15 protein-coding genes are annotated in these 22,599 nt (G+C 43.9%); 9 read left to right on the forward strand and 6 right to left on the reverse strand.

The window, feature by feature from the left end; translation table 11 throughout:
* The first annotated feature begins 29 nt into the window (after positions 1 to 29).
* The 3 genes from mfd to D1814_RS00090 all read left to right on the forward strand — a co-directional run bounded on the left by mfd (position 30) and on the right by D1814_RS00090 (position 5,982).
* Entirely contained in the window at positions 30 to 3,527 is a 3,498-nt protein-coding gene (mfd, locus tag D1814_RS00080) for a transcription-repair coupling factor (protein ID WP_118489554.1), read from the forward strand.
* Between the two features lies 1 nt (position 3,528).
* Positions 3,529 to 5,265 carry a CsiV family protein gene (locus tag D1814_RS00085; protein ID WP_118489555.1) on the forward strand — a complete coding sequence of 579 codons (1,737 nt, stop codon included), beginning with the start codon at positions 3,529 to 3,531 and terminating at the stop codon, positions 5,263 to 5,265.
* A 201-nt stretch (positions 5,266 to 5,466) separates the two neighbouring features.
* Positions 5,467 to 5,982: a cob(I)yrinic acid a,c-diamide adenosyltransferase gene (locus D1814_RS00090; RefSeq protein WP_118489556.1), complete on the forward strand. Its 516-nt coding sequence runs from the start codon at positions 5,467 to 5,469 to the stop codon at positions 5,980 to 5,982.
* Positions 5,983 to 6,087: 105 nt separating this feature from the next.
* Here the strand turns inward: D1814_RS00090 and nagZ are convergent, their stop codons facing one another.
* Entirely contained in the window at positions 6,088 to 7,098 is a 1,011-nt protein-coding gene (gene nagZ, locus D1814_RS00095) for a beta-N-acetylhexosaminidase (RefSeq protein WP_118495261.1), read from the reverse strand.
* Positions 7,099 to 7,196: 98 nt separating this feature from the next.
* Here nagZ and D1814_RS00100 point away from each other — a divergent pair, with 98 nt between their 5' ends.
* Both D1814_RS00100 and ybaK read left to right on the forward strand, forming a co-directional pair.
* Positions 7,197 to 9,674 carry a penicillin acylase family protein gene (locus D1814_RS00100; protein ID WP_118489557.1) on the forward strand — a complete coding sequence of 826 codons (2,478 nt, stop codon included), beginning with the start codon at positions 7,197 to 7,199 and terminating at the stop codon, positions 9,672 to 9,674.
* Positions 9,671 to 10,141, forward strand: coding sequence for a Cys-tRNA(Pro) deacylase (gene ybaK, locus D1814_RS00105; RefSeq protein ID WP_118489558.1), 471 nt, complete (start codon positions 9,671 to 9,673; stop codon positions 10,139 to 10,141). The genes D1814_RS00100 and ybaK overlap by 4 nt, the downstream gene beginning before the upstream one ends.
* Before the next feature lie 42 nt (positions 10,142 to 10,183).
* Here ybaK and D1814_RS00110 read toward each other — a convergent pair whose 3' ends face one another.
* The 4 genes from D1814_RS00110 to pheS form a co-directional block, all read right to left on the reverse strand.
* Positions 10,184 to 10,729, reverse strand: coding sequence for a hypothetical protein (locus D1814_RS00110; protein ID WP_118489559.1), 546 nt, complete (start codon positions 10,727 to 10,729; stop codon positions 10,184 to 10,186).
* A 114-nt stretch (positions 10,730 to 10,843) separates the two neighbouring features.
* The gene (gene ihfA / locus D1814_RS00115; protein ID WP_012518129.1) at positions 10,844 to 11,143 is read right to left on the reverse strand and encodes an integration host factor subunit alpha; all 300 of its coding nucleotides are present in this window, start codon (positions 11,141 to 11,143) and stop codon (positions 10,844 to 10,846) included.
* A 3-nt stretch (positions 11,144 to 11,146) separates the two neighbouring features.
* The gene (gene pheT / locus D1814_RS00120) at positions 11,147 to 13,534 is read right to left on the reverse strand and encodes a phenylalanine--tRNA ligase subunit beta (RefSeq protein WP_118489560.1); all 2,388 of its coding nucleotides are present in this window, start codon (positions 13,532 to 13,534) and stop codon (positions 11,147 to 11,149) included.
* Between the two features lie 14 nt (positions 13,535 to 13,548).
* Positions 13,549 to 14,529 carry a phenylalanine--tRNA ligase subunit alpha gene (pheS, locus tag D1814_RS00125; RefSeq protein ID WP_015066912.1) on the reverse strand — a complete coding sequence of 327 codons (981 nt, stop codon included), beginning with the start codon at positions 14,527 to 14,529 and terminating at the stop codon, positions 13,549 to 13,551.
* Positions 14,530 to 14,806: 277 nt separating this feature from the next.
* On the opposite strand from pheS, the gene D1814_RS00130 reads away from it, so the two are divergent.
* Together D1814_RS00130 and D1814_RS00135 are read left to right on the forward strand one after the other, a co-directional pair.
* Positions 14,807 to 15,628, forward strand: a complete 822-nt coding sequence (locus tag D1814_RS00130) for a hypothetical protein (RefSeq protein WP_118489561.1) — start codon at positions 14,807 to 14,809, stop codon at positions 15,626 to 15,628.
* A gap of 162 nt (positions 15,629 to 15,790) precedes the next feature.
* Positions 15,791 to 16,642, forward strand: coding sequence for a glycosyltransferase family 2 protein (locus D1814_RS00135; protein ID WP_118489562.1), 852 nt, complete (start codon positions 15,791 to 15,793; stop codon positions 16,640 to 16,642).
* A 72-nt stretch (positions 16,643 to 16,714) separates the two neighbouring features.
* Here D1814_RS00135 and D1814_RS00140 read toward each other — a convergent pair whose 3' ends face one another.
* A complete protein-coding gene (locus D1814_RS00140; protein ID WP_118489563.1) occupies positions 16,715 to 17,812 on the reverse strand; it encodes a glycosyltransferase in 1,098 nt (365 codons plus the stop codon).
* A gap of 329 nt (positions 17,813 to 18,141) precedes the next feature.
* On the opposite strand from D1814_RS00140, the gene D1814_RS00145 reads away from it, so the two are divergent.
* Positions 18,142 to 20,613, forward strand: a complete 2,472-nt coding sequence (locus D1814_RS00145; protein WP_183037612.1) for a right-handed parallel beta-helix repeat-containing protein — start codon at positions 18,142 to 18,144, stop codon at positions 20,611 to 20,613.
* A gap of 494 nt (positions 20,614 to 21,107) precedes the next feature.
* Positions 21,108 to 22,532, forward strand: a complete 1,425-nt coding sequence (locus D1814_RS00150; RefSeq protein ID WP_118489564.1) for an oligosaccharide flippase family protein — start codon at positions 21,108 to 21,110, stop codon at positions 22,530 to 22,532.
* The last annotated feature ends 67 nt before the right edge of the window (positions 22,533 to 22,599 follow it).

Consider the following 22,599-nt stretch of genomic DNA (forward strand, 5'->3'; position numbering starts at 1 on the left):
CTCATCTTGCATTTAGAAAACAGGACGTCATGACAGCCACTTTATTATCGCTTCCATTACCTGCGCCTAAAAAAGAAGCCTCATCACAAGATCATAAACACTGGGGCCAACTTCAAGGCAGCAGCGCTGCGCTATGTATAAGCCAGGCTCTTAGCCAATATAAAGGCCCTATTGTACTCATCACCGCCGACACGCCATCGGCAATGAAGCTTGAAAAAGAAATAGCGTTCTTCTTAAGCGATAGTCAAAAAAATACGCCCATTACTCTGTTTCCAGACTGGGAAACGCTGCCATACGATTCCTTTTCGCCTCATCAAGATATTGTGTCTCAGCGATTAGAAACCCTATTCCGCTTTACGCAGCAAGGCGATGGTATTTTCATCGTACCCGTTAACACCCTAATGCAGCGCCTTGCGCCTACCGATTATTTAGCAAAGTATTTGCTTATGCTAAATAAAGGCGACACCTTAGACAGAGACCAATTTAGACGAAACTTAGAGCAAGCGGGCTATTTGCACGTTAGCCAGGTGATGAGCCACAGCGAATTTTCGGTACGCGGCAGCATTATCGACCTGTTCCCTATGGGTAGCGACCAGCCGTTTCGAATAGACCTGTTCGATGATGAAATCGACTCTATCCGCTATTTCGATACCGAAACTCAGCGCTCTGGCGAAGCAGTAAACAAAATTCGCCTGCTGCCCGCTCGAGAATTTCCTACAGACAAAGAAGCAATAACCCTTTTCCGCCAACAGTTCTTGGAAAAGTTCGATGCCAATAACGCATCTGAAAGCGTATTTACTCAAGTAAGCAAAGGCACTATGCCAAGCGGCGTGGAATATTACCTTCCCCTGTTTTTTAAGCAAACCGCGACTTTGTTCGATTACCTTCACCCGAAAAGCCTGCTGCTACTTCACGGCGACGTGCAAGACGCTAGCGAGTTTTTCTGGGCCGACGTGCAAGAACGCTACGAGCAGTATCGCTATAACCTCGCTCGCCCACTACTTGCGCCAGATGAACTGTTTTTACCCATTAACGAGCTATTCGGTGCTATTAAGCAATGGCCTCGTGCGTCGCTGTCCAGCAAGGTACTTGAAGAAAAATCAGGTTCTAGCAACCTTCAATGCGAAAAGCTTGATGACATCGCGATTAACTCGCAAAAGAAAGTCCCTGCTGAGCGTTTAATTAAAACCGTAAATCAGGCCACTGACAACGGGGCTAAAGTACTGTTTTGTGCTGAAACCCAAGGTCGCCGAGAAGGTTTGCTGACGGTACTTGCCAAAGCAGGCATAAAACCCAAAATTGTAGATAGCTTTAGCGACTTTATTGGAAGCCACGACAATATTGGTATCACCGTGGGTATGGTTGATAACAGCTTCCGCTGGCAAACCCAAGAAGGTGAGCTGTTATTTATTACCGAAACGGAGCTATTAGGCCAAAAGGTTAGCCAGCGCCGCCTACGTGATAAGCGCACCGCTACCGATGAAAGTGCAATTATCCGAAACCTAGCCGAGCTTTCTATTGGCCAGCCAGTGGTGCACTTAGACCACGGCGTAGGCCGGTACTTAGGCTTACAAACTTTAGATGCCGGCGGCGTTGCTACTGAATATTTGTGTATTGAATATGCGAAACAGTCGAAATTGTACGTACCCGTTGCATCGCTGCACTTAATTTCTCGCTACACCGGCGGTGATGCCGATAGCGCGCCAGTAAGCGCATTAGGTTCTGACGCATGGACAAAGGCCAAACAAAAAGCGGCTGAAAAAGTCCGTGACGTGGCTGCGGAACTACTCGATGTGTATGCTCGCCGTGCTGCCAAACCGGGCTTTGCCTACAATATAAACTGGGACGATTACCAAGCATTCTCAGACAGCTTTCCCTTTGAAGAAACGCCCGATCAAGCCCAAGCCATTGCAGCAGTTATGCACGATATGGGCAGCCCGTCTGCCATGGACCGCCTGGTATGTGGTGACGTAGGTTTCGGTAAAACCGAAGTTGCCATGCGCGCCGCATTCCTTGCCGCTAACGCGGGCAAACAGGTGGCAATATTGGTGCCCACTACCCTGCTAGCCCAACAGCATTACGAAAACTTTAAAGACCGCTTCGCCGCTTGGCCGTTTGAAATTGAAGTAATGAGTCGCTTTGTAAGCGGCAAAGCGCAGAAATCTGTGGTGGAGCGTATTGGCGAAGGTAAAGTCGATATCGTGGTAGGCACACATAAGTTGCTGTCTAGCGATATTAAGTACAAAGACTTGGGCCTTGTGATCATCGACGAAGAACACCGCTTTGGCGTGCGTCAAAAAGAGAAGCTTAAATCTTTACGCGCCGATGTAGATATTCTAACTCTTACCGCCACGCCTATTCCTCGTACGCTTAATATGGCGTTATCGGGCATGCGCGACCTATCTATTATCGCCACCGCGCCGGCCCGTCGTTTATCCATTAAAACCTTTGTGCAACAGCGTAATAAAGCCGTTATTCGTGAAGCTATCATGCGTGAAATTTTACGTGGTGGTCAGGTTTATTTCCTTCACAATGAAGTGGAAAGCATTGCACGAACTGTGGAAGAGATTGCCGAGATTGTTCCCGAAGCGCGTATCGCAATGGGGCACGGTCAAATGCGCGAGCGCGAGCTCGAAGGCGTAATGAGCGACTTCTACCACCAGCGTTACAACGTACTCGTTTGTACCACTATTATTGAAACAGGTATCGACGTACCAAGCGCAAACACCATCATTATGGATAGAGCCGACCATTTAGGCTTAGCGCAGCTTCACCAGCTTCGCGGTCGTGTCGGGCGTTCACACCACCAAGCCTATGCTTACTTGCTAACACCGCATCCAAAGCGTATGACCAAAGATGCAGTGAAACGCTTAGAAGCCATATCTCAGCTTGAAGATTTAGGTGCTGGTTTTGCCCTTGCCACCCACGATTTAGAAATTCGAGGTGCAGGAGAGCTTTTAGGCGACGACCAATCGGGGCAAATTGCCAGCATTGGATTTAGCCTATATATGGATATGCTAGATAAAGCGGTTAATGCCCTTAAAGACGGTCGAGAGCCATCGCTCGATGATGCAACATCAGGGCACACTGAGGTGGAGCTGCGTATTCCTGCGCTACTGCCTGAAGATTACATTGCCGACGTTAACACCCGTCTATCGCTATACAAACGTTTGGCAAGCTGTACTAACCAAGACGATATTGACGAGTTCCAGGTAGAGTGCATTGACCGTTTCGGGCTTTTACCAGAGCCTGCTAAAAATCTGATAGAAGTGGCTGAAATTAAACTAAAAGCCCAAGAGTTAGGCATTCTAAAAGTAGACTTGTCGGCCCAAGGCGGTACCATAGAGTTTAAAGAAAACACTAAGGTCGACCCGGGCTTTATTATCAGCCTGGTACAAACCAAACCGAATACCTTTAAATTTGAAGGTAGCCAAAAACTGCGTTTGGTGAAAAAGACTGAAACAGCTAAAGAGCGCATCGCGTTTATTAGCGATATTATTGCCGATTTTGCAAAGGAGTCGCGATAACATGAAGTTATCTCGCTGGTGCCCGATAGTTGCATCAATAAGCGCCGCATTTTTAACAACAATTTCGACCACGGCCCACGCCAATGATAAATGGTGGTTTGATGTGGAAGTGATTGCGTTTAAACGCAACATGGCACTTACTGAATTAGAAGAGCAGTTTTCACTGGCTGATAATTTATCGGCCCCTCGTGCTCAGGCAGACATCATCAGCGATGTTATTGCACCAGATATTAGTTATTTAAAACAAGGCTTAGCGGTTTGCGGTGCAGACTCTACGGTAAAATGGCCAAACGAAACCCTTTTTGATATTCCTTCAAAAGATGTGGATTTCTTATCACTATCACATGGCGAGCAGAGCACCGCTCACTACACTGATACGCCAACAACATCTTACTCTGACGATAACGGCAGTACTTACAACACTACTTCAAGCCAAGCGGTAAATGCTAATACGCAGGCTGGCGAAGCGTTTACGTCAGGCCAAGATAACATGGCTTATTCATCGGCAGGTTATAGCAATAACCTTGGCTATTTAAATGAAGAAGTTACGGGTACCGCGCCAGATGCAGCAACCATCGCTAGCTACTGGACTTCGTTTTTCGGGGTAAAACAAACTACGCCTGTCACTGTACCTGCATTTAAATATTGTGAAGAAGCAAAGCCTTGGCTTAGCGCTGAAATTACCACTGTACTGAACGTTATGGCCTCGACTGAGAGCGACGTAAACAATGAGGCAATGAAAAACGGCAGCACAGCGAAAACCCGCGCAATGCAATCTGCAATTAAGCCAGCAATAGTATGGAAGGTAAACAAACCAGACAACAGGCTACCCGCCCCTGCTAGCTTACCCATTGTGGTTGAAGGCCACGACTGGCCCCTAGCGACAAAAGCGCACCTGCTTACCAGTAACCAGCAGGCGCTGTCATCTATCTCACGCCAGATACGCTCGAACCGACAGCTAGAACGCTTGTTTCATGCAACTTGGCGTCAGCCCGTTATATTCGGCAAAAATAACGCTTTTGATGTTCGACTTTACGGCGGAAAAAATTACGCGCAGCAGTTCGATTTAAACGGCGACATGCGAAAGCAGCAACGCAGCGCAGCGCTGGTTAACTCTTCCGATAGCGAAGCGGAATTTGGCTATGACGCAACCGCAAATTTAACCAGTGGCGAAAGCAATCAAAATACGCTAGGCACAGGTGAAGCGCAGTCATCTCTTACAAGCACCACAGCCGACAATGAGTTTTCGGCGAACGTTAGCAGTGCAACAACGCAAAACATAAGCGAACTAGCCACCACTTCAGATATTTTTGCAGATCTTGAGCGACGGTTATCAAACCCACAAGCTATTGGCTATGATGCGTTCAAAGCGCTTGATACCCCCATAATTGTGGAACAAGATGACGACAACGCACTAGATCCATCGCTAAGAACTCCGATATGGGAAATTGACGGCACTATTAAAGTCTTTCTCAAATACATCAACCGCGTGCCCTACCTGCATGTTGACGGTGAAATATTTTACAGACAGCCGGTGCCGCTCAGTTATTTTAGCAGTGAAGAATCTAGCAGCAGCTTAACCGCAGGCCAGCCTTCGCGTACTGAATACAAACTAGTTTCTGTGCCGTTAGCTGAACAACGCCGGGTTATCAGTACCCAACTGCACTATTTCGACCACCCGCTGTTTGGTTTTGTGGTACAGGTTCGTCGCTATAACCGCCCAGGCGCTAGCGAATAGCGTATCGTTCGCTTCCACATTGGCACTTGCCACCTCAAAAAGTGGTGAGTCGCTAACTTTTATCGGAGAGTTTGCGAGTTTGCGAGTTTGCGAGTTTGCGAGTTTGCGAGTTTGCGAGTTTGCGAGTTTGCGAGTTTGCAGCATAAAACGCAAAGCGTTTAAAAAACAACACAAGCAATTCACTTAAAAAATGAGATTTCTATGAAGATTTACACTCGCACTGGCGATAAAGGCAGTACGCAGATTTATGCCGACAAAGCCGTACGTGTTGATAAAGATGATTTGGTCGTACAAAGCTACGGTGACATGGACGAACTCAATAGCCATATTGGATTGCTAGCCGCATATGTCGCAGACCAACATAAACCTATGCTGCACGATGTTCAACGTAACCTGTTTCAAGCTGGTTTTGCCATATCGGCAAGCTCTACATTAACGCAAGCCGATGTTGAAAGCTTAGAAAGCCTGATAGACACCATTACAAGTAAAATGCCGCCTAACACATCCTTCGTGCTACCTGGCGGATGTAAAGCTGCTGCGCAAGCACACGTGTGCCGTGCGGTGTGCCGCCGTGCTGAGCGCGCTGTTATCAGCCTATCTAAACATTACGACGTACCAGAAGTGGTTCATGCTTATTTAAACCGCTTAAGTGATTTCCTTTTCACCTTTGCCCGCTTCATGAATGTAGAAGCTGGGGTAGAGGAAACAAAGGTTTAAAGTCCGTTTCATAGCAGCTTATTAAATGACTGACGGTCGGTTAGCTAAGATACTAAGTTAACGAATCAGCGAATTGCTTTCAGTAAAAAACGGTAGGCATAAAACCTACCGTTCGCTTAATTGCTTTACCAACTCAACGGCACTGTCGTACTTATCATTAAGCCCTGCAGGCATAACCCGCCCGTAAAGCCCCATAACCCGTTCTTGCTTCTGTAAATCTCTGTCACTCAAGTTAGAAAAGCGCGCTTCTAATCCATCCAAAATGCTTTCTGCCCCTTTTGGATTATTGCAAGCAAGTACCATGTCGCAGCCAGCATCTAGCGCAGCTTCAGCACGCTCAACATAGCTTCCGGCAACACTGGCACCATGCATAGACAAATCGTCAGAAAACACCGCGCCACCAAAACTTAAATCACGCTTAAGTACATCTTGTAGCCACTTCGGTGAAAACCCTGCAGGCTTATCGCACACCTGGCTGTAAATAACATGGGCAGGCATAACACCATCAAGCAATGCGCGCTCAATTAGGCGTTCAAACACCACCATATCGGTACTGCGTATCTCATCGAAATCTCGCTCATCTACCGGTAATGCGATATGCGAGTCGGGTGCGACACTACCGTGCCCTGGAAAGTGCTTTCCAATAGCGGGCATATTTACGGTTTTAAGCCCTTGTATAAGGTGGGAAGCAAGGCGTATTACGTCGTTTGCACTATCAGCGAATGCTCTATCGCCAATAACTTGCGATACACCGTTAATATCAAGCACAGGTGCAAAACTAAAATCGATATCTAATGTTTTAAGTTCATGCGCCAACACTAACCCGCATGCTTTAGCATATGCAGCACTTTCATCTTGGTGTTCTGACTGTTTTAGAATATTGCCCATGGCAGGTATTGCGGTAAAATCTTCACGAAAGCGCTGAACTCGCCCTCCTTCGTGATCAACCGCTATCAGAACAGGGCGCTTGGCATAGCGTCTTATGTCTTGAACAAGCGCAGAAAGTTGGCGCTTATCATGATAATTACGACTAAATAAAATTACGCCCCCTACTACGGGATGGGCTAACTTTTCCTTTTCTTCAGGCGCAAGTTCTTCAGCCTGACAATCCAACATTAATGGTCCCACGGCACCGCCTTTGTATGTGTCATAAAACATCACTTCAATTTTGCTAGTTCTGTGGTTAGGATAGAGAAAAATAGGGAGTTTTACACGTGATAAATTGGGTCAAGTGGTTGGTTTTAAGTGTTTTCACACTGCTTTTATTAGTGGCGTCTGGGCTTTATATAACGCTTCGCCTAAGTTTGCCTGCGCTTGATGGAAATAGCGCCACTTACCACGTAAACGCACCTACGGAACTAAGCCGCGACAGCTTAGGTCATGCCGTCATCAATGCTAATGACATTTTTGATGCCGCCTACGCTTTAGGCTTTGCCCACGCCCAAGACCGCTTTTTTCAAATGGACTTACAGCGACGTGCCGCATCGGGGAGTTTGTCGCAATGGGTGGGCAATTTGGCTTTAGATATAGATAAAAAAGCACGCTTTCATCAATTCGAAAAACGAGCAAAAACCGTATTCCAGGACCTGCCTTCAACGCAGCAAGAACTGCTAGTACGCTACGCACACGGTGTAAATGACGCACTAAGTGAATACACCCTACCGCCATTTGAGTACCTAGCGGCAGGCGTTGACATAAAACAATGGCAGCCCACCGACAGCATTCTAGTTATTTACAGCATGTATTTAGACTTACAAGGTACCCAAGTAGAACTAGACTTAGCCAGAGAAGCGCTGCTTTCAACGTTCGGGAATGATATATATAGCTTTATTACCCAGCCAAGTAACTATCAGGCAGCATTAGACGCTAGCGAAATTCCCTTACTTGAAGCTGAAATACCAGACTACCCTGCTTCGCTTCATACAGATACCACTGCACCAGCTCGAATTATTGATGAGAGTACTGAACAGCGCTCGGAAAACAAAACAGTTGAGCCCATAAGCGACAATCAAAGTGAAAATTCAGCATCTATCGAATTTTCACCCAATAAATATGGCACAGCTGAACCTACCCCAAGTAAAACCATCAATAAAGACACAGCTATTGCTCGGGCTCAATATAACGGTACAGAGCTACCTGATATTGGCAGTAACAATTGGGCGGTTACCGGAAGTCACACAACAACAGGTGCAGGCCTTCTAGCGAACGACATGCACCTAGGCTTGCGGGTACCTATTATTTGGTATCGCGCCCAGCTTAACTATCAGGAATCGGGTAGTAATGTGCAGGTAACTGGCGTTTCTTTACCCGGAATACCTGGAATAGTGGTGGGTACTAACGGCCATATCGCGTGGGGTTTTACTAACGCTAACCTAGATAATGTCGATTGGATTGAGTTAGAAGAAACAACGCCTACCGATACTGTAACAGAGCGTATTCCCCTGCCCGATGGCGAGCATGAATTCACATTTGAAATAAGCGAATACGGCCCTGTAAAAGAACTTAACGGCAAGCGTTACGCACTAAATTGGGTAGCTCACCACCCGTTTGCAGCCAATTTGGGTATTATAAATTTTGGTACTACAAAGAATGTTCAAGCCGCAATAAACACAGGCAAGCGCATTGCCATTCCAACACAGAACCTAGTAATTGTTGATGAAACCGGCAATGCTGCGTGGCTTCCTGGCGGCGCGGTAATGGATAGGCAGCAAGCGTCGTTCACCGCCATAAAACAGCAAAACGCGGGGGAGCCCAGACGTGCGACAGAACTACCAGTGCTGTTAAACCCAGAAATGGGAAGAATATGGACAGCCAATGCCAGAGTAATATCAGCTGAAGATTTCAAAGTGTGGGGTGATGGTGGTTATGCTCTTGGTGCGCGCGGGCAACAAATAAGAGACCGGCTTTTTGAAAAAGACACTTTCAGTGAAACCGACTTTTACGCTATTCAGCTAGATAATCACGCCCGATTCCTCATACCTTGGCAGCACCTTTTGTACGGGTTGTTGAATATGCAAGATATTGAGTTCAAACCAGACTTGGCTTATTTAAACGCATGGAAAGAATGCGCATGTGAAGACTCGGTTGGCTACACCCTAGTGAAGCACTTTAGGCGCGAGGTAATACAAACACTTTTTGGTGGCATGCTTTCACACCTAGACCAACAAGGCGTAAACAGCCGTACTCTACTTAGAGGTATTGAGCCTGCCACTTGGCAGCTTATTCATAGCCAGCCTGGCTCATGGCTGCCTGCCGACACTGAAAGTTTCGACGAATTACTGGTAGATGCGTACAGACGCGCTAAACACAAATTGCTAGATAAGTATTCTCCGGTAGAAGCTGACATGGAAACCTTAGCTTGGGGTAAGGTCAATGCTTTATCAGTAGAGCACCCTTTCGCCAGTCAAATTCCACTACTTGGCAGCATGTTAAATATGCAGCAAGTGGAAGGCTTTGGTGATACTTACATGCCTGCGGTTCAAGCGCCTAGCTTTGGTGCATCGGAGCGATTCTTTGTAAGCCCTGGTCATTTAGAAGATGCCATCCTAACCTTACCTGGTGGGCAGAGCGGTCACCCGCTGTCAGAATTTTTTACAGCAGGTTTTAGCGACTATGCCACACATGCGGCAACGCCCTTACTGCCAAGCGAACCTATACACAGCCGAACGTTCTATAAAAAAGAGGTTGAATGACACCTGCAATCACACTACTTACCAAAAAGCGTATAGCGCATAAGGTATTAAAGTACGACCACGATGCAAATGCTGCATCCTACGGGCTAGAAGCGGTTGAAAAGCTAAACCTAAACGCCGACACCGTATTTAAAACCTTAGTGGTTAGTACAGACAACAATAAACTGGCTGTTGCTGTAGTACCGGTAAACACCAAGCTAAGCGAAAAGAAAATGGCAAAAGCGTTAGGCGTAAAAAAGGTAGAAATGGCGCAAGCAAACGCGGTAATGGTTGCCACGGGGTATGTATTAGGTGGTGTAAGCCCGTTAGGGCAGAAAAAGCGGTTAGCAAGCGTAATTCACATAAGCGCTGAAAGCCTCACCACTATGCACGTAAGCGCAGGAAAGCGTGAGTTAGAAGTGGCCCTTGCTCCTGCCGATTTGGCTTTGCTGACGAGCGCTAAATTTGCAGATATTTCGGTAAGTTAACTTAGTAAAAACAAAAACTGTTGTAATTGGTTAAGCGACTGCCTAATTACCCGCCTGCGCTAACCATTGCTTGCGCGCTTCTTCAAGCGCTGCTTCATCGGGTTGTTCGTTGCCCGAAATAGCTACGGCAATTTGCTGAATAATGTCATCGCGCTTTTGAATCAACGCATCGGTGCGTGGGAATAAATCTTTCGCTTCAGGGTATTGAGCTTTTAACGGCTCTGCATCTTCTAGTGCGTAATAGCGCGCTTCAAAGGCTTCGTTGTACAGCTGACGTTTAGCATTAAATACCACGTAATCTTTCGCGGTATCTGAATTAAGATAGTCCATATCTTCAGATGATAGGTTAGCCGCCTGCCCTACTTCACTGGCCTGAGCCATCCACGAATCTACAGCTTCAGCGTCGCCATTTTTAACAGCCTGTTTTACGCCTTGCTGCAAATCGCTTGCGTGAAGAATTTCCATAACCGTAATAAGTGGAACTTGCGCTTCATCTTGATCTCGCTTGTCTGCATCTAGCGACAAATAAGCGAACCATGAAAAGGTAGCGGCAATAATAATAGCAAGAACGACAAGTGCTTTTTTCACACTTTCCTCCAAAAACATTGCATATAGAAATCAGTGCGGATGCACTGTAAAAAAGAGGCAATACAAAAAGAGCGAGAGATCTCGCTCTTTTTCAGTATTGTAACGACCTAAAGATTATTGGTCGACAGGCTCTGAGTTTTCAACTCGGCTTTTTAATTTTTGACCCGGGCGGAATGTCACCACGCGGCGCGCTTTAATTGGAATGTCTTCACCGGTTTTAGGGTTACGGCCAGGACGTTCGTTTTTATCACGCAGGTCAAAGTTGCCAAAACCTGACAGTTTTACTTGCTCACCAGATTCCAGAGCGCCTTTAATCTCTTCGAAAAAAAGCTCTACCAGATCCTTCGCATCACGCTTGTTAATGCCTAGTTTCTCGAATAGGTGTTCAGCCATCTCGGCTTTGGTCAATGCCATAGTTTACTCTCTTAACGCGGCCCCAAACTCAGATTCCAGACCTTTAACCACAGTATCTACAGCTTGCTGAATTTCAGCTTCTTCCAAGGTTTTATCCGGATCTTGTAAATGAAGTGACAAAGCAAGGCTCTTATAGCCAGGCTCAATTCCCTTGCCTTTGTACTCATCGAACAAGTTTAGAGCAACTAGTTGATTTACGCCAATATTTTCTATGTAAGAAAGAACATTCCCTACACGCACTTCATCTTTTACCGTAATAGCAATATCACGGCGATTTGATGGGAAGCGCGATACTGGTACGGCTGACGGTAATTTACGATCGGTAATGGCATCTACCACTAGTTCGAACACAAATACGCGGCCGTTAACACCAAGCAGTTTAGTAAACTGCGGGTGTATAGCACCAATATAGCCAACTTCTTCATCATTAAGCAAAATTTTTGCCGTCATGCCAGGGTGTAACGCACTATGCTGCCCTGTAACGAACTGGAACTCACCGGTTTTACCCGTAAGTGCCAACAACGCCTCAACATCGGCTTTTGCATCGAAGAAATCAACCGGGCTGTCGCCCAAGTCCCAATGTTCTTCATTACGACGCCCTGCTACTACACCACCAATTACTTGTTGTTGCAATACACCATTTGGCGCATCTTGTTGAGGAATAAAGCGTAATCCGGTTTCAAACATGCGAACACGTTGTTGCTGACGCTTCTGATTATACGCAGTAGCACCTAGCAAACCCGGCCATAAACTTACGCGCATTACCGACATATCAGATGAAATTGGGTGCGGTAACACCATGCCTTTCACGTCTGGGAATAATGCGTTTTGAATTTTAGGATCTACAAACGAATAAGTAATCGCTTCATTATAGCCACGGCTAAGTAGCAACGACTTCATAGTGTTTAGCGGCAGCTTAGCTTCTTGCGAAGGCAACATAGCCAAGGTCGCCTTTGGCGCCACGTTTGGAATGTTGTTGTAGCCGTAAACTCGGGCAATTTCTTCAATCAAATCTTCTTCAATTGAAATATCGAAACGATAGCTTGGCGCAACCGCTTCCCAGCCTGCTTCTGTTTGAGTAACGTCTAAACCAAGGCGGTTAAGCATTTCCGTTACTTTTGCATCATCTATGCTAATGCCTAGTACGCGAGATAAACGTTCGCGACGTAGCGTAACCGTAGCTTGCTTAGGTAGCTTGTCTTCAGCCACTGCTTCAACAACAGGGCCAGCTTCACCACCACATATTTCTAGTACTAGTGCAGTAGCGCGCTCCATGGCTTTACGCTGAAGCTGTGGGTCTACACCACGCTCGTATCGGTGCGACGCATCGGTATGCAAACCGTACTGACGGGCACGGCCCATAATCGCATCACGGCTAAAGAACGCACTTTCAAGCAAAATGTCTTGAGTTTCAGTAGTTACACCTGAGTGTAGGCCACCGAAAATACCTGCCATTGCTAGCGCTTTGTTGTCGTCAGCAATAACCAAAGTATTGCTTTGCAGCTTAGCTTCGGTTTCGTCAAGTAGCGTAAGGGCTTCACCTTCGTTCGCCATACGCACGTTAATGTTGCCTTCAATGCTGGCAAGGTTAAACGCGTGCATTGGCTGGCCAAGCTCTAGCAATACAAAGTTAGTCACATCAACGATTGGGTCGATGCTGCGAATACCGCAACGACGTAGCTTTTCAACTAACCACAGTGGCGATGCAGCTTTAACATTTACGCCTTTAACAACCCGGCCCAAATAACGTGGGCATGCGTCATCCGCGCTTAACGTAATTGACAATTTATCTTCAATAGTTGCGTCTACCGCAGCTACTTCAGGCTCGCACACGTCAAGGTTATTAAGCACGCCTACTTCACGGGCAATACCGCGAATACCCAAACAATCTGCACGGTTTGGTGTTAGGTCTACTTCAATGGCGTTGTCGTCAAGACCAAGGTAATCGCGAATGTCTTCGCCAATAGGTGCATCGGCTGGAAGCTCGATAATACCGTCGTGGTCGTCGCTAATACCTAGCTCAGAGAAACTACATAGCATGCCGAATGACGGCTCGCCGCGAAGCTTCGCTTTTTTAATTTTAAAGTCGCCCGGCAACACAGCGCCAACAACAGCAACTGCTACTTTAATGCCCTGACGGCAGTTAGGCGCACCACAAACGATATCAAGTAGCTCATCGCCACCTACGTTAATTTTAGTTACGCGCAGTTTATCGGCGTTCGGATGCTGACCGCACTCCACTACTTCACCTACTAGCACGCCTTTAAAATCGCCTGCTACTGGCTCAACACCGTCTACTTCTAGGCCAGCCATGCTCAACTGTTCAGACAGCTCATGTGCCGACAGCGACGGGTTAACCCACTCTCTTAACCATTTTTCACTGAATTTCATGTGTACTCTCTGCCTTAGTTGAACTGCTTAAGGAAACGAAGATCGTTTTCAAAGAACGCGCGCAAGTCGTTAACACCGTAACGAAGCATAGTTAAGCGCTCTACGCCCATACCAAAGGCAAAACCTGTGTACTCTTCAGGGTCGATACCCACCGCTTTAAGTACATTTGGATGCACCATGCCGCAGCCTAGTACTTCAAGCCACTGGCCGTTTTTACCCATTACGTCTACTTCAGCTGATGGCTCGGTAAACGGGAAGTAAGACGGACGGAAGCGAATTTCTAGCGACTCTTCAAAGAAGTGATGTAAGAAGTCGTGCAAAATACCTTTAAGGTCGGTAAAGCTCACGTTCTTATCAACCATCAAACCTTCCACTTGGTGGAACATTGGCGTGTGAGTTTGGTCGTAGTCGTTACGATACACGCGCCCCGGCGAGATAATACGCAATGGCGGCTTTTCCGCTTCCATAGTACGAATTTGAACACCAGAGGTTTGCGTACGAAGCATCATGTCTGGGTTAAAGTAAAAGGTATCGTGGTCGGCACGCGCTGGGTGATTCGCAGGAATATTCAGTGCGTCGAAATTGTGAAAACCATCTTCAATTTCAGGGCCGGTTTTAACCGAGAAACCAAGCTCACCAAAGAAAGATTCAATACGCGCAATAGTGCGGCTAACCGGGTGCAAGTTACCTGGCTTTTCAGTACGACCAGGCAAAGTTACATCAATGGCCTCTTCTGCTAGCTTTTTATTAAGCTCTTCAGTGCGTAAAAACTCACCTTTTGCAGAAATAGCTTGCTGAATAACCTGCTTTGCTTGATTAATCTTTTGGCCAGCGGCAGGACGTTCTTCGTTCGATAACTTTCCAAGCCCTTTAAGTAAGTCGGTAAGTTTACCTTTCTTACCCATGAATTCGACCCTAACTTGGTCTAATGTGGCTGCATCTTGTGCAGCGTCAATCTGGCTTTGTGCCTGATTGATAATAGCGTCAAGCTCCATGTTTTCCTCAATTTACATGATGACTGCATGGCCAAAGCATAGGAAGAATTATTCTGTGCGCTAAGGCTTGCCTGAAATAAAAGCGGTAGTTTACACGAGTGACAGACATTACCGCTACCCTATATAGCTGATAATGGCGAAATTTTGTGGGTTTTAAACAGACGACGGGATAACTTACAACGTTATTTGAAACCCGTACGATATAACAAAGAAGTTCTAGCAACGTAGTCATCAGTAGACTAAAGTATAATTTTTAAGCAATCATTTAGGCTACTTTATGAATATATCGTATCGTCAACTGCTAAGTAGTATTGCTCTCATCTTTGCGAGTTTTTCGGTGAACAGTGCAATTGTAACTTATAACTTCAACGGGTTTGTCTCAGAAGTAGAAAACTCAGCGCTGGAGTTTTTCGACCCGTTTGATTTACTGGGAGAACAGGTAACGGGTTCTTTCACGTTAGACACTTCAGCGCCAATTCGTGGCAGGCTTGAGACAAGCTATTACTGGTGGTCTGTACACGATAACGACCGCCCAGCAATAACATCTAGCATTAGTTTTGGTGATATGCTCTTTAAGTTGAACAACGAAGGGGTTTATCAACCAGAGTATGATGAATATTATCCCGAAGAAATGTTAGAAATGTACGATGGGCCAACTTATGACGATGGCTATATTGGCGATGGCATATCGCTTAAAGATTACGCTAGAAAAACTACCCTTTTTTCGGATCGTAGTTTAGAAAGAACACAGGATTTGAGCTTCGGCTTTCGCGACTTAATAAATGATTTCTTAGCCTTTAATGAAGACACCTTATTACGAGACGAAATGCCTGATTTCACTTCGCCAGTTTCATGGTTCGATAACGACCTTACTACAGGAACCCAAAAAGGTGGCGGCTCACTTAAACTTGTTGAAAGGGTTGATGATGTAAATGCTGGAGTTACTTATCCTGTAGATTCTACCGTTAGATTTACTCTAACGAGTGTGGAAACGGTTAAGGTAAGTTCGCCAACAATAGACTCACTTTTACTGCTATCGCTACTATTACTTTGGTTTAGTCGTATAGAAACGCGTAAGACAATATTCTTCAAGGTCTAACGTTTGACAAAACTAATGCAGTGACTTCAATATTCGTGCATCATTGGGGCAAGGAAGTAAAAGCCGCATGTACCTTCAAAAGTTTTGGCGGTACATATATTGCTTTACTTTGTGTGGGAGTGCTCTTTAGCCAATACAATCACCTTAAATACGGAAGTGAAAATGCCAAACACTGTGTCTGTTGTAATCACAACGCATAATCGCCCAGACTACCTCAAAGAATCACTCGCTGCAGTATTAAAACAAACTGTTATGCCAAAAGAAGTGTTCGTTATTGATGATGGCTCGTCAGTAAGTTATGAAGAAGTATTATCTCTTTTTCCAAGTGAGCAATTTACTTACGTTAAAGTTCCAGTTGCATCAGGTGCTAACGCGGCACGTAATTTAGGTATATCCAAGTCGACATCAGATATTATTGCGTTCTTAGATGACGATGATGTATGGGACAATGATTATCTAGAACAGCACATTGCAGAGCATCAACATGCAGATGCCGTGACCTGCGGTTATCGATTTCTTGAAACACCGGATAAAATTCACATTAACGAAACTGAAATCATTACCACCGATGTAATCAAAAAAGGTAATAAATTCTGCGGAATGAGTGGTGTTACGTGCAAGGCTTCATTAGCTAAAAAGCTGATGTTTGATGAAGAATTAAAGAACAGCCAAGATTGGGACTTCTTCGTTCGTATTACACTAGAAGATGCTGTGTTCAAAAACATACCTAAAGATATTTATTTCTATCGCAGAGGACACGTTAGCATTTCTACCGAAGTAGCCAATATGCCCTTAGAAAAAGTCTTTCCAAGGCTTAAGGCATTTAAAAAACATAAAGCGCTATTAGGCAAAGAAGCTTATAACGACCGTGTTGCTAATCAAATACTTAGTCAGATTGGCAAGAAAAATAATAAGCTGGGTTGGATTGGATTGTCTGTGAGAGAAGCTGGGTTAGTTGCAACAGCCAAGGTTATTTTAGGGAAAGATAGGCTTCGTCGGAAGTTCGGCAAGTAAGCAGCATTTACAAAACTATCATGTGCGCTGTTATCGATATTAACAGCGCACTGTTACGTTAGAAGTAAAACTTTATAAACTATTTATTACGTCCGCATAACGTTCTGCCACACTCTCCCAGCTAAAATCAGCCGCTTGCTCTATTGGCGCGTTGGCCCAGTCGGTTGATAGTGTAGTGGCTATGGCAGCAGCGTATTCTTCAGTATTTTCAACGTTACAAACCACCCCGGCTTTACCTATTAGTGTTCTGCGCATGGAGTCATCGGTAGCTACAACAGGTAACCCGCTAGCCATTGCTTCTAGATATACTCGCCCAAAAGGCTCGTCTTCAGATGGCAATGTAAATGCATCAACTGAACGATAAACATTAGGAATATCAGCGAAGTCGACTTTAACGATTTTGAAGCGTTGCACACCTAACTTTTGTGTACAAAGGTCATTAAAGTACTGTACATCTGGGCCGTCACCACAAATAAGTAACGACACGTCGTTTAGTTGACTTACTGCCTCGATGGCTAAATGTATACGCTTGTGATTTTGCCTATTTAACGCACCAACAGTTAATAACACTTTGCCCTGTAAACCATGCTCATATTTTTCGCCCTGCGGGCTAAATTTAGCTAAGTTTACACCGTTAGGGATAATCTCGACCCGTTGTTCAGGTGCTATAGAATGAACATACTCTTTGGTTTCTTGGTTAAACACAACCAAGCAATCGGGCTTAAATTTCAAATTGCGACGTAATACTTTACCGTTTGATACCATCCCTGCCCTTTCGGTATAAAGAATGGGAGTCTTAAATAGCTTTCTAATTACTGCTGCTACTGCTAAGCCACCATAATCGTTATTAGGGTAAATGACATCGCACCGCTTAAACATTAAATATGGCGTGTATGTTAAGAAGCTACTTAGCGATTCGATAAGCAAAGATGGATTAGAAACAAAGCGCGTTAGCAACCAGTCAATGGTTTTATTGCGCTGTGCTTTTTTCACTTTCCCTCTGGGAATACAGGGAATTACTACACTGTGTTCACTACATTTGGATGAGCTTAAAAGCTTTACGTCAAAAAATGTGGCAAGATGTTCCGCCATTTCATACGCACTGAGCTGAGATCCGCCGCTTGATGAAAACCCTGCTTCAGGGTGAATAACGGCTACTTTTTTCTTCATAAAATTTCCATTTTAGTGCATAGAAGCAATTGCTTTGTCCGGTTTACAAACGAGTATACCAAATTGACTCTTAATATTATTCTTGAAATGGGTGAGTTAATAACAAACAATCATTAATAGTCCATTTTCAAATATTTAGATTAAGCAATTTAGATTCCGCTTTTTCTAAAACTTCAAAGAACCACAATAAGGCGGGCTGTTTTACCAGCAGAAGCAAACTAAAATTGTAAAGATCCTAGCCACCGCCTTGCTACGTACCAACGTTAGCACTACCCTTTTAATACAGCCCTAGTTTTCCTTTCATGTTTTGCAATCTATAGGGATATACCATGCACTCTGCTAACTCAAAGCCATCTATTTTTCGCTTCGCTTTTATTGGTTTACTGTCGTTTCTAATGCTTTCTTGTGCCACAGTGAACAAGAATGACAAAGGTTATACAAAGGGCGGTCAACCCGGTGATATTTTGCATAACTATCTTAATGCAAATATTAATGACAACAATACCGTAAACTCATTACTAGCTGATTACAAAGGCCCCAAAAACCTATCAACCGTTGTTGAAAAGTACGACGACGAAATAGCCCAACTGTATAAGCAAAAAGTGTTATCACGTAAGCCACCACTTAGTGAAGAAGCAAAGAAAACGCTGTTCGCCAATTTAACCTCTAACCAAGCCTCTGCGCTATTTGCTTTGTACCCAATCGATACAGCAAAGTGGATGAAAATAATTTCAACATATTCAGGTTTGAGCAAAAACGATATTTACGAGGCTGCGATTACAGCAGGGTTAGACCCTTCGATAGTTTTTGCCGCTTCGGCTTCTGGCTTTGAAGATACTGCTACCCCACTTATTAACTCTATAGGGTTAGTTATCTACGGCCAGGATGAAGAAAGTACCGCCACCGTCAAATTTAGAGCCGAAGATGATACTTATTGGCGTGAAGGGCTAGATTTATCTTGGGAGCCCATTTACGGGTCGTTTGCTGGAAGTATAGTGTACCTAGAAGCAGACACTACATACCATATTGAAGTGACGATTACGGATGCTTATGGCGATATCGTTGAACATTCCTTTCAAACCACCACAAAACCAAATACGCCCCCTATCGACCCAAACAAAATTTATTACCTTTCTGAAATTTACTCTGGCGGCCAACTAGATTTAGAAGCGCTAAATATAGAAGGTAGCGCAGATGGCTATGCAAAAATTATAGGCGACGGCCCCGTTATTGAAGCTGGCAACGATGTACTTACTGCTGTGAATATTGGTAACAACTCGTATGTTATGCTAGAAAACCTTACAGTTAAGGGCGGGCAACGTTACGGTATATTTGCAAAGAAAGCACACCATATCTGGATTAAAGGTTGCAACGTATCGGAGTATGGTAGAGAGGCCGTAGATATCAGAAACGGTGTAGCCTATTCAAGTACTACTAATAATTCACCTATCAATTACGATTCGGGTATTTACCTAGAACGAAGTGGAATTGCAGTAATTGAAGAATGTGAAGTCCATAGCCCTAACTTAGGTGCGAATAGCTGGGCAGTAGGTCACCCTAAAGGTGCAAATGCGCTACAAGTTTGGGCATACCACGATAGCGATGCATACAGAGGCGAATTCATTGTTAGAAATAATCGCTTTTACGGCGCGCCAGACCACAGGTTCAATGATGTTATTGAGGGCAGAAAAAACTTCGAAAGACGTGGTGGCTTCGTTAAGAACTCGGCAATCTATGGCAACTACCTAGCCTATGCAAATGACGACTTGATAGAAATAGATGGCGGCCAACAAAATGTGTTGGTATACGATAACGAAATGGAGCAAGGCTATGCTGGTATTAGCATAGCGCCGAATACATTAGGCCCCAGCTATATTTTTCATAACTACATACACAATTTAGGTGACGAAACAGGTAAAGAGTGGACTGCAATAAAAGCTGGAGGACTAATTTCTAAACCAGCAGGCAGAACCTATGTTTTCGAAAATGTTATTGACGTAGAGCGTAATGGCATTGCTGCATCGAAAGTAAATAATGACACGACATTTTGGGTTACCACCCAGAACAATATTATATTGACTAAGAATACGGGCTATTCAGTTGGCTACTGTATTTTTGATAAAGAAAAATATATAGGCAGTACAAGCACTAACGACCTTTGTTTTAACGAGAACTCTGGTGACGCAAGATACGAATTTAATTTAGATAACGTTGTTGAACACCCCTACTCTGATGATTTTTCATACATTGAGTCACTGCAAAGTTCGTCTGAACCTACTTTATATGTACCCGAAGAATTTAAAATACCTAACTTTTCTACGGAAGTAGCGTTACAAGCAGTCGTAGTGCAGCCACCAACAGTGTGGGAATTTAAAGCGAGCGAGATTGAGTATACGGGTTTTCCTAAACAGTATCGCTACGGAACTACTACCATTTCCGACGACAATACCGTTACCTTGACTGGCAACAATTGGCAGATGTTTCCTATTAGCTACGTATTAACCGAAGACTCTGTATTAGAATTGGAGCTTGAAGTAGAAGGTAACCCAGAGGTAGTTGGTATTGGCTTTGAGACAGACACTAAATTAAATAGCTCTAGAGTGGTTAAATTTTATGGTAAACAGGCTTGGGGGATCAGAGGTGAAGATTCTTTTATCCCAAAATCAAGCACTATAACTTTTCCTATTGGGCAATATGTAAAAGGTAAAGTGAACTATTTGATACTAGTACTAGATAATGACGATATTGAGAGCTGGCGTAATAGAGATAAAGCGGCTTTTAAAGCGATAAAAATCAAATAAAAGGAAACTGTGATTGGCAATAGAAAGCGTATTTTCTAATTCTTAATAAGGCCTTAGTATAGCTCTCAGGTAACCTGAAAGGTTAGGAGTAACTTCTTCTCGGCTTAATAGTTTGGCTATCGGTAAAACGCGGGTCACTGTTAACCATTGATTCAGGATGTTTACCAAAATTGTAAAAGACGGGCGCTTCTATTCAACAAGAATAACTTCTTACAGAAACTATACTTTCGTAAGCACGTTACGCCTTCCATTTTTACGAATAATTTGTCACCTTGCATTCAATAATTGATGTTATCATTCCTGAAAGCTAGGCAATTTTAATAATAGTAGAACATTCATTACATATTATTCCTATTTAAGCACACTCATACCACATAAAATCAAGGTATGTTTATTGCTAAATGTTCGGCAACTGGCAATTTCTAAAGCTACCATCGATACAGTTTTATAACAACTCAATTAAAAAATAAGTACATGAAAGGATTTAACATTTTATGAGCAGGATAGTTAACGCTACTAAATGGACTACCGTCGCCACCATGGTAACTATACTGTTAACAATATTACAAATATCAATTTTAACCCGTTATATCGAGCCTTCTACTTATGGATATTTCGCTATTGTCAATTTAGCTATCGAAGTATTCACAGCTATGGCCCTTGGCGGCATATCCTCATTTGTAATATATAAAAAAGAAATAAGTCAACGTGGCACTAATACCATTTTTCTGATGGTTGCATGTAGTGGCATTGCAGCATTTTTATTTTTTTATTTTGTAGGCCCAATGCTTACCACACTACTTGGCTACCCTATCCTCGAAGGGCCAATGCAGTTGGCTGCAATTCTGCTTCCACTTTCAGCACTATCGTCTCAATACCAAGCTATTGGACTCAAGCAATTTTCACACGATAAGGTTGCAAAGATTGAAATAACAGCCAAATCTCTATCTTTTCTAATCGCTATCAATACCACCGAGCTAGAAATTTTCTGCTTACTCGTATCGTATATTAGTTATTATATATTTAGGCTTATTGGTTTGATTATTGTTTTTAGTAAAGTCGTGAACTTTAGCCCCTCTTTTGAAAAAGCTATTATAAGAGAAGCATTTAACTACGGTGCTTTCGAATTTGGAACACAAAGCTTAAATATCGTTCGACGTCAACTAGATGTCCTCATATTGTCACTTACATTGAGCGCGAACGACCTTGGCATTTACCATGTCATCAAGCAATTGGCCAGTCGGCCAGCTATGGCAGTACAACCAATAGTAAATAAGGTAGCGCTGCCAACTTTTGCGGGATTACAGTCTAATGCAAATCGCTTAAGAGAAACCTACTTGGATTTCATGGGCGCTCAATCATTTGTATTAGCATTTTTCTATGTGCCAATCATTGTCTTTTCTGATTTAGTAGCTTCGTTGTTATTGGGTGACGAGTACGCCTCGCAATACATAGTTCTATCCTTATTAGGTGCTTTTTGGTTTATTAGAGTAGGTTCTAGTAATTTGATAGGCCCCATTGTTCTTTCTTCTGGAAAAACCAAAGCTAACTTTTACTGGAATCTTGGCATCATGATTCCGAATATTGCAGTTATATACGGCTCTTCATATTTTGGTGTAATTCACCTCGCTGTAGCGTTGATTATTTTCCAGCTACTAGTTATACCCACTGCAAACAAGTTGGTTGTAGGGCAAGTTTTAACCATCCCATTGACTGACATTATACTCAGTTTGGCGATCCCTTTTTCACTACTGCTGATTCCATTAATATTACTAAAAATGCTTTTCTTAAACGTAACTATCGATATCTTTCTGGTACGGGAAGGCATCGTAGGTTTAGTAACGCTCTTAGTATCACTCCTATGCTTCAAATACATTTCTTCTATTAGAGATGGCCTTCTTCGATTAAAAAAAGGATAGTTTCGTTGAAAAAAGTTATATTCTTTGTCAAAAAGTTTCCGATTCTTTCGCAGACCTTTGTTATAGA

It is taken from the genome of Alteromonas sp. BL110 (assembly GCF_003443615.1).
In the GTDB taxonomy this organism is placed as follows: Bacteria; Pseudomonadota; Gammaproteobacteria; order Enterobacterales; family Alteromonadaceae; genus Alteromonas.